Source organism: Nonomuraea sp. NPDC023979, from assembly GCF_040639085.1.
Lineage (GTDB): Bacteria > Actinomycetota > Actinomycetes > Streptosporangiales > Streptosporangiaceae > Nonomuraea > Nonomuraea ceibae.
The window spans coordinates 1-6,295 of sequence record NZ_JBEZZG010000074.1; the positions used below are offsets into that span (position 1 = coordinate 1).

A 6,295-nucleotide genomic window follows, 5' to 3' on the forward strand; every position below is an offset into this window, starting at 1 on the left:
CGCACGACGACGGGCGCGCTGCTCGCGGGCGCGGCGGCCGCGCTCACCGTGTTCGTCACCGTGCCCTTCACGGGCAGCGGCGTCGACGCGGTACGGGTCGCGCCCGGCGTCGAACTGCCCGAGGAGATCACGGGCGGCAACCAGGAACGGCTGCGGCTGATCGCGTCGGCCGCCGGCGAGACCCTGGGCGACCACGTCACCGTGACGTTCCGGCCCACGAGCGTCCGCACCGCCTACTCCGTACGCTGCGCCGACCCTGACGCCTGGGTGCTGGTGCGGTCCGTCGGCGACGCCGACGGGTGGAGCGACCTGGGCCGCTGCGGGGAGCGGACCGGCCCCGGCCCGGACTCCCAGAACCACGCGGGCTCCGTCAGGCCTGACTGGCTCCGGGCGCAGCAGGCGATCGAGGTGTGGGTCTTCCCCGCCGGAGCCCCGGTCGGCGACCCCCGCTTCCACGGTCAGAAGCTCGTCGCCGACCCCGAAGCCCTGAAGAAGGTCGCGGGCACCCGGCCGGGCCGCTGGGCGGTCGCCGTCTACGACCAGCCCGGGTAGCCGCCGGTCAGGAGAAGTGCATGACGATGGCCAGCCCGACGACGTGCATCGCCACGACCACCACGAGCAGCGCGACGAACACGAACTTGGCCGGCCCGTGCTCGAAGTGCTTGCCCTCCTTCAGAGGGGGCAGCTTGGCCTGCCGCTCGGCGATGCGCTCCTCCAGCGGCTTGCGGTGAAACATGCGTCCCTCCATGGGTCGCCCAAGGTTCGCGTGGCAATTCTTGGTACGCTAATACTTTGTACACAAACTACTTTACCCGAGGCCTCCGGAGGCCCGCACATGGACACCACGGGAGAGGCGGCGGACCTGCTCGCGCTGGACCGGCAGGTCTGCTTCGCCCTCAGCATCGCCTCACGCAGCGTGATCGGCCTCTACCGGCCGCTGCTGCAGCCCATGGGGCTGACCCACCCGCAGTACCTGGCCATGCTCGCCCTCTGGCAGCACGAGCCCCTGTCCGTCAAGGAGCTGGGGGAGCTGCTCCAGCTCGACCCCGGCACCATGTCCCCGCTGCTCAAACGGCTCCAGGCGCTCGGCTACATCCACCGCGAGCGCAACAGCAAGGACGAGCGCGCCCTCGTCGTCACCCTCACCCCCGCCGGGCGGCAGCTCCGGGCGGAGGCGGAGAAGATCCCGCCCGCCATCGTCGCCCGGCTCGGCATGAGCCTCGACGAGCTCCAGAACCTGCACGAGGCGCTCACACGGGTCATCGCCGCCGCGCACCGCGACCCCGCCTGACCCTCCTCCCGGGTAGGTTCGCGGGCATGGAAGATCGTCCCGACGACCTCAGCGACCGCGACCTGCTGACCGCCCTGGAGGCGTGGGGGCTCGGCCCCGTCACGCTCGACTACGCGCCGGTCGGGTTCGGCGACTACCACTGGATCGCCACCGGCCCCGCCGGCCGCTGGTTCGTCACCGCCGTGGACCTCGCCGCCAAGCCGCCGACCGGCCTCACCGACCTGCGCCGCGCCATGGACACCGCCGCCGCCCTGCACGCCACGCTCCGGCCGTCCGCCGCCGTGGTCGCACCCCTCCCGTCCCGCGACGGCTCGACGACCGTACGGACCGGGCCGCGCCACGCCGTCACCGTCTTCCCGTACGTGGACGGGGTCGCCGGGCACTTCGGCGAGCGGCTGCCCCAGGTGCGGCGGGACGCCCTCATCGACCTGCTCGCCACCCTCCACCGCGCTCCCGCCCCCGCCTCCACCCCTACGGCCCCCCTCACCCTGCCCCGCCGCGACCGCCTGGAGGCAGCCCTGACCGAAGCGCTGGCGCACGCCGAAGCCGGGCAGGAACCAACCCCCCAGACCAGAGCCACCGCCCCCGAAACCGCACGCACAACCGGAAGCGCGGACGAAGGGGCGAACGCGGGCACAGACCGGAACGCGGGCACAGACCGGAGTGTGGGGACCGGAGCGGACGCGGGGACCGGCACGCGCGGCGCCACCGGCACGGGAAGCGCGGCCGGCTCCGGGGCCGGGGTGGGCGCTGGCATCCGGGGCGCCGCAGATCCCGAGGCCGGGGTGGCCGTTGGGGGAGTGGCTGGGGCAGGGGGTGGTTGGCGGGGTGGGCCGTATTCGGAGCCGGCGCGGGCGCTCGTGGCCGCGCGGGCGGACGGGCTGCGGCGGGCGCTCGAGCGCTTCGACCGGCTGGCCCGGGAGGTGCGGGGGCCGTTCGTCGTCACGCACGGGGAGCCGCACCCCGGCAACCTGCTCTGGCTGGACGGGCGGCCGGCGCTGGTCGACTGGGACACGGTCGGCCTGGCCCCGCCCGAGCGGGACCTGTGGCTGGCCGCCCCGGAGGAACGCGACCTGGCCCGCTACGAGGCCGCCACCGGCAGGCGCCCGGACCCGTCGGCTCTGGCCCTCTACCGGCTGCGCTGGGACCTCGACGACGTGTGCGACTTCCTCGACCGGTTCCGGGCCCCGCACGGCCGCACCCCCGACACGGAGGTGGCGTGGCGCGGCCTGGAGGACGCCCTGGAACGCTTCTCCCGCCTCTGACCGCACCCGCCACGCCCGCCAGGGGCTATTCCTTGCCCGTGTAGACCTGGCTCGCGGGCGGCGCCTTGATCGTCTGGCGGTGGCCCCAGCCCTCGTACACCGTCCGGGTGCTGACCTCGTCGCCCGGCGAGGTCGAGTTGCCGCCGAACCCGTGGGCCGTCGCCAGGTAGGTCGTCCTCAGCTGCCTGGGCAGCCGGTCGGCCCCCACGGTGAGCGTGTAGCGGATGACCTCGTCGTCCTGCTCGCCCACCAGGACCGACCGCGCCCACGGGGACGCCTTCGCCAGCTGCTCGAACGTGATGCTGCCCGTGTAGGTCCGGCCTGACCGCTTGGCGCCCTTGATCAGCGCCTTGAGCGCCTCCGGCTCGGCGGCGTTGACCGGCTGGGTGTAGAAGGCGGTCAGCCCGGCGGGCAGCGGCCGGTGGGTCCTGGTCCAGGTCTTGCCCTTGGGCAGCCCCTCGCCCAACAGCTTGTTGCGGACGTAGGAGACCTTCCCGACGGTGATGACGCGTTCGTCGTCGAGGAAGGTGTGCACCCGTTCCTTCTCGGTGTGCTTGACCGAGATGTCCGAGGCGGCGAACCCGGACTTGCCGTACTGGAAGGCGCCGCGACGGGTCAGCAGCTCGCTCTTGCCGGCGAGCTCGACGTAGGAGGCGACCTCGGTGAACCTCACTCCTTTGCCCGCCCCCGAACGGCTCTTGAGCGCGGCGACCGGGTCGGCGGGCGCGGCGGCGGCGGCCTGGGCGGGCGTGGCGAGGAACGCGCCCGCCAGGAGCGCGGCGACGACCAGCTTCATCTCTGGGGAAATCCTTCCGACGGCGGTATCGCCGGTCGATTGTGCCGGACGATGATCACGACGGCGTATCGCCGGGCGGTCAGAGGAAGGCCGCGACGAGCGAGGCGAACTCGTCCGGCGTGATGATCTCCACGCCGAGCGACTCGGCCTTGGCCCGCTTGGAACCGGCCTTCTCGCCCGCCACCAGCAGGCTCGTCCTGGCCGAGACGCTGGACGACGACCTGCCGCCGGCCCGCTCGATCAGCTCGTTCATCTCGTTGCGGGACAGATCCTCCAGCTTGCCCGTCATGGAACCGGTGACCACGACGGACTTGCCCGACAACGGCAGCGCCGCGACGAGCGCCTCCCCGTCGCCCGGCTCCCCGGCGACACCGGCCTCTCCAGAAGCGGCCTGACCTGGCGCGGCCTGTCCCGGCGAGGTCTGGCCGGGCGCGGGCGGGGTGACGCCGGGCTCGGTCATGTTGACCCCGGCCGCGATCAGCTTGTCGATGAGCGGCCGCAGATCGGCCAGCTCCGCCACCAGCAGGGCCGCCTTCTTCTCCGCCATGCCCTCGACCGCCTGGATCGCCTCCACGTCGGCGGCCAGGATGGCCTCCATCGTGCCGAAGTGCCGCGCGATCCGGCGCGACATCGCCCGGCCCGTGCCGCGTACGCCCAGAGCGCAGAACACCCGGCTCAACGGCCGCGTCTTGGCCTGCTCGATCGCCGCCAGCAGCTTGGCGGTGCTGGTCTCGCCCATCCGGTCCAGCGCCAGGACCTGCTCGTGGGTGAGCGTGAACAGGTCGGCGAAGTCGGTGACGAGCCCGGCCTGGATCATCTGGACGATCCGGCTCTCGGCCAGCGTCTCGATGTCGAGCTGGTCGCGGCCGGCGGCGTAGAGCACGGACGTGGTGATCTTGCAGGCCCGGCCGCGGACGCAGCGCCACCGCTCCTGCGACTTGTCGATCTCCCCCTGGCAGTTGGGGCACACGTCGGGGATCGCGATCGGCTGCTCCTCGCCGGTGCGCAGGTGGACGACGGGCGCCTCCACGCGCGGGATCACGTCACCGGCCTTGTGCACCATGACCCGGTCGTACAGCATCAGGCCGCGCCGGGCGATGTCGGCCGGATTGTGCAGCGTGGCGTAGCGGACCTTGCTGCCGTCGAGCTCCACCTCCTCCAGCTCGGCGCGGGGCGCGATGATGCCGGTGCGGCCCACGTTCCACTCCACGCCGATCAGCTTGGTGATCTTCTCGGTGGCGGGCAGCTTGTAGGCGACGGCCCAGCGCGGCACCCGCGTGCCGAACCCGGCCTCCGCCTGGTCGGCCGCGCTGTCGGCCTTGATGACGATCCCGTCGATGCCGAACGGCAGCTCCGCCCGGACCGCCGCCAGCTCGCCGATGCGCCGCTGGATCTCCTCGACCGAGGTGGCGACGATCCCGGCGACCGGCGTCGACCCCGTCGTCGCCACGCCCAGCGCGGCGACCAGCTTCATGATCTCGCTGTGCGGCAGCTCGCGCAGTCGCGCCGCCAGCTCCGAGTCGTCGTCCGGCGGCAGCGGCAGCGCGCTGTAGCCGAAGAAGGTCAGCTCGCACACGTACGGCCGGTCCTTGGCGCGCAGCGTGCCCGCAGCCGCGCTGCGCGGATTGGCGAACGTGGTGCCGTCGTGCGCCTGCCGCTTGGCGCACGCCGCCTCGAACTGCTCGGCCGTCATCAGCACCTCGCCGCGGATCTCCACGGTCACCGGCTCGGCGAGCGTCAGCGGCAGGCCCACGACCGTGCCGATGCCGTGGGAGACGTCCTCGCCCTCGGTGCCGTTGCCGCGCGTCACGAGCTGGACGAGCCTGCCGTCGTGATAGCGCGCGGAGATCGCCAGCCCGTCGAGCTTCGGCTCCACGCTGAACGCCGTCACCGGCCTGCCCAGCCGCCGCTCCAGCCCCGCCACCCAGCGGAGCAGCGCCTCCGCCGAGAACACGTTGTCCAGGCTGAGCATCGGCACCGTGTGCGGCACGTCACCGGTCACCGCGCCGCCCGCCACCTTGCCCGTCGGCGAATGGGGCAGCACCTCGTCGGGGTGCGCGCTCTCGTACGCCTGGATGCCCCGGAACAGCCGGTCATAGGCGTCGTCGTCGAGCGGGGATTCGCCGTCGCCGTAATAGGCAGCGTTGGCGTCGACCGCGATCCGCACCGCCTCGGCGTAGGCGGCGTGATCGAGCAGCTCGGTGTGCGGGGGCGCTTCAGTCATGAACACATCGTGCCGCCTCCCACCGACAATTCTCACCCGCGAAACGGTGCTCGTCCGGCGCGCCTGAACAGCCCCGATCCGGCGAGATCCCGCCGCGTACCGGCCGGATCGCGGCGTGCGCGACGGGACGTGACCGTATCGGCCGGATGCGCGGTTCCGGCCCTCGGCCGGGTTGTGGTGATTGCGGGGCAGAGGTCCCTCCTGGCGCGCGAGCGCGGCCCGTGGCCACGGCATGGTGCTTTGACCTGGGGCACCGGTCGCCCTCACAGTGAATCCCCGTAGTTGGCTGATCACTCGGGGTGGGCGGATGCCCGCCGGTGGAGGCGGACGTGCTCGTGGGCGGAGTCGGTGGCCAGGCGGTGGCCGTAGTCGGGGCCGGCTGCCGGTTGCCGGGCGGGATCACGGACCCGGACGGGCTGTGGGCCGCCCTGGAGGCGGGGCGCGACCTGGGCGTGGGCGGCGTGGGCGGCCAGGGGGCGGCCGGGTTCGACGCGGGCTACTTCGGGACGCGGGCCGGGGAGGCCGCCGCGGCCGACCCCCGGCACCGGCTCCTGCTGGAGATGGCCGTCGAGGCGCTCGACGACGCCGGGCTCGACCCCGCCCGGCTGGCCGGCTCCGACACCGGCGTCTACACCGGCGGCGCGCCTCACGACCCGCTGACGCGCCTCTTCGGTCTGCGCGGGCCCGGCGCCTCCGTCGACGCCGGCCCCGCGTCGTCG

General features: G+C 73.4%; 7 protein-coding genes. 4 read left to right on the forward strand and 3 right to left on the reverse strand.

Going from position 1 to position 6,295, the window contains the following annotated elements:
- On the forward strand, positions 1-552 hold a 552-nt coding region (locus tag AB0G11_RS48740; protein WP_357594113.1), incomplete at its 5' end, for a hypothetical protein.
- Positions 553-559: 7 nt separating this feature from the next.
- On the opposite strand, the gene AB0G11_RS48745 is transcribed toward AB0G11_RS48740, so the two are convergent.
- Complete coding sequence (locus tag AB0G11_RS48745) at positions 560-736, reverse strand: hypothetical protein (RefSeq protein ID WP_219508141.1); 177 nt, start codon at positions 734-736, stop codon at positions 560-562.
- A gap of 99 nt (positions 737-835) precedes the next feature.
- Between AB0G11_RS48745 and AB0G11_RS48750 the strand changes: the two genes are divergently transcribed.
- Together AB0G11_RS48750 and AB0G11_RS48755 are read left to right on the forward strand one after the other, a co-directional pair.
- Entirely contained in the window at positions 836-1,291 is a 456-nt protein-coding gene (locus tag AB0G11_RS48750) for a MarR family transcriptional regulator (protein WP_357594115.1), read from the forward strand.
- 26 nt (positions 1,292-1,317) lie between these two features.
- Positions 1,318-2,556 carry a phosphotransferase gene (locus tag AB0G11_RS48755; RefSeq protein WP_357594117.1) on the forward strand — a complete coding sequence of 413 codons (1,239 nt, stop codon included), beginning with the start codon at positions 1,318-1,320 and terminating at the stop codon, positions 2,554-2,556.
- Between the two features lie 25 nt (positions 2,557-2,581).
- Here AB0G11_RS48755 and AB0G11_RS48760 read toward each other — a convergent pair whose 3' ends face one another.
- Both AB0G11_RS48760 and ligA read right to left on the reverse strand, forming a co-directional pair.
- The gene (locus tag AB0G11_RS48760; RefSeq protein WP_357594119.1) at positions 2,582-3,352 is read right to left on the reverse strand and encodes a hypothetical protein; all 771 of its coding nucleotides are present in this window, start codon (positions 3,350-3,352) and stop codon (positions 2,582-2,584) included.
- Positions 3,353-3,431: 79 nt separating this feature from the next.
- On the reverse strand, positions 3,432-5,576 hold the full coding sequence (ligA, locus tag AB0G11_RS48765) for an NAD-dependent DNA ligase LigA (protein WP_357594121.1): 2,145 nt from the start codon (positions 5,574-5,576) through the stop codon (positions 3,432-3,434).
- A gap of 329 nt (positions 5,577-5,905) precedes the next feature.
- Between ligA and AB0G11_RS48770 the strand changes: the two genes are divergently transcribed.
- A partial coding sequence (locus tag AB0G11_RS48770; protein ID WP_357594123.1) for a beta-ketoacyl synthase N-terminal-like domain-containing protein occupies positions 5,906-6,295 on the forward strand: 390 nt, incomplete at its 3' end.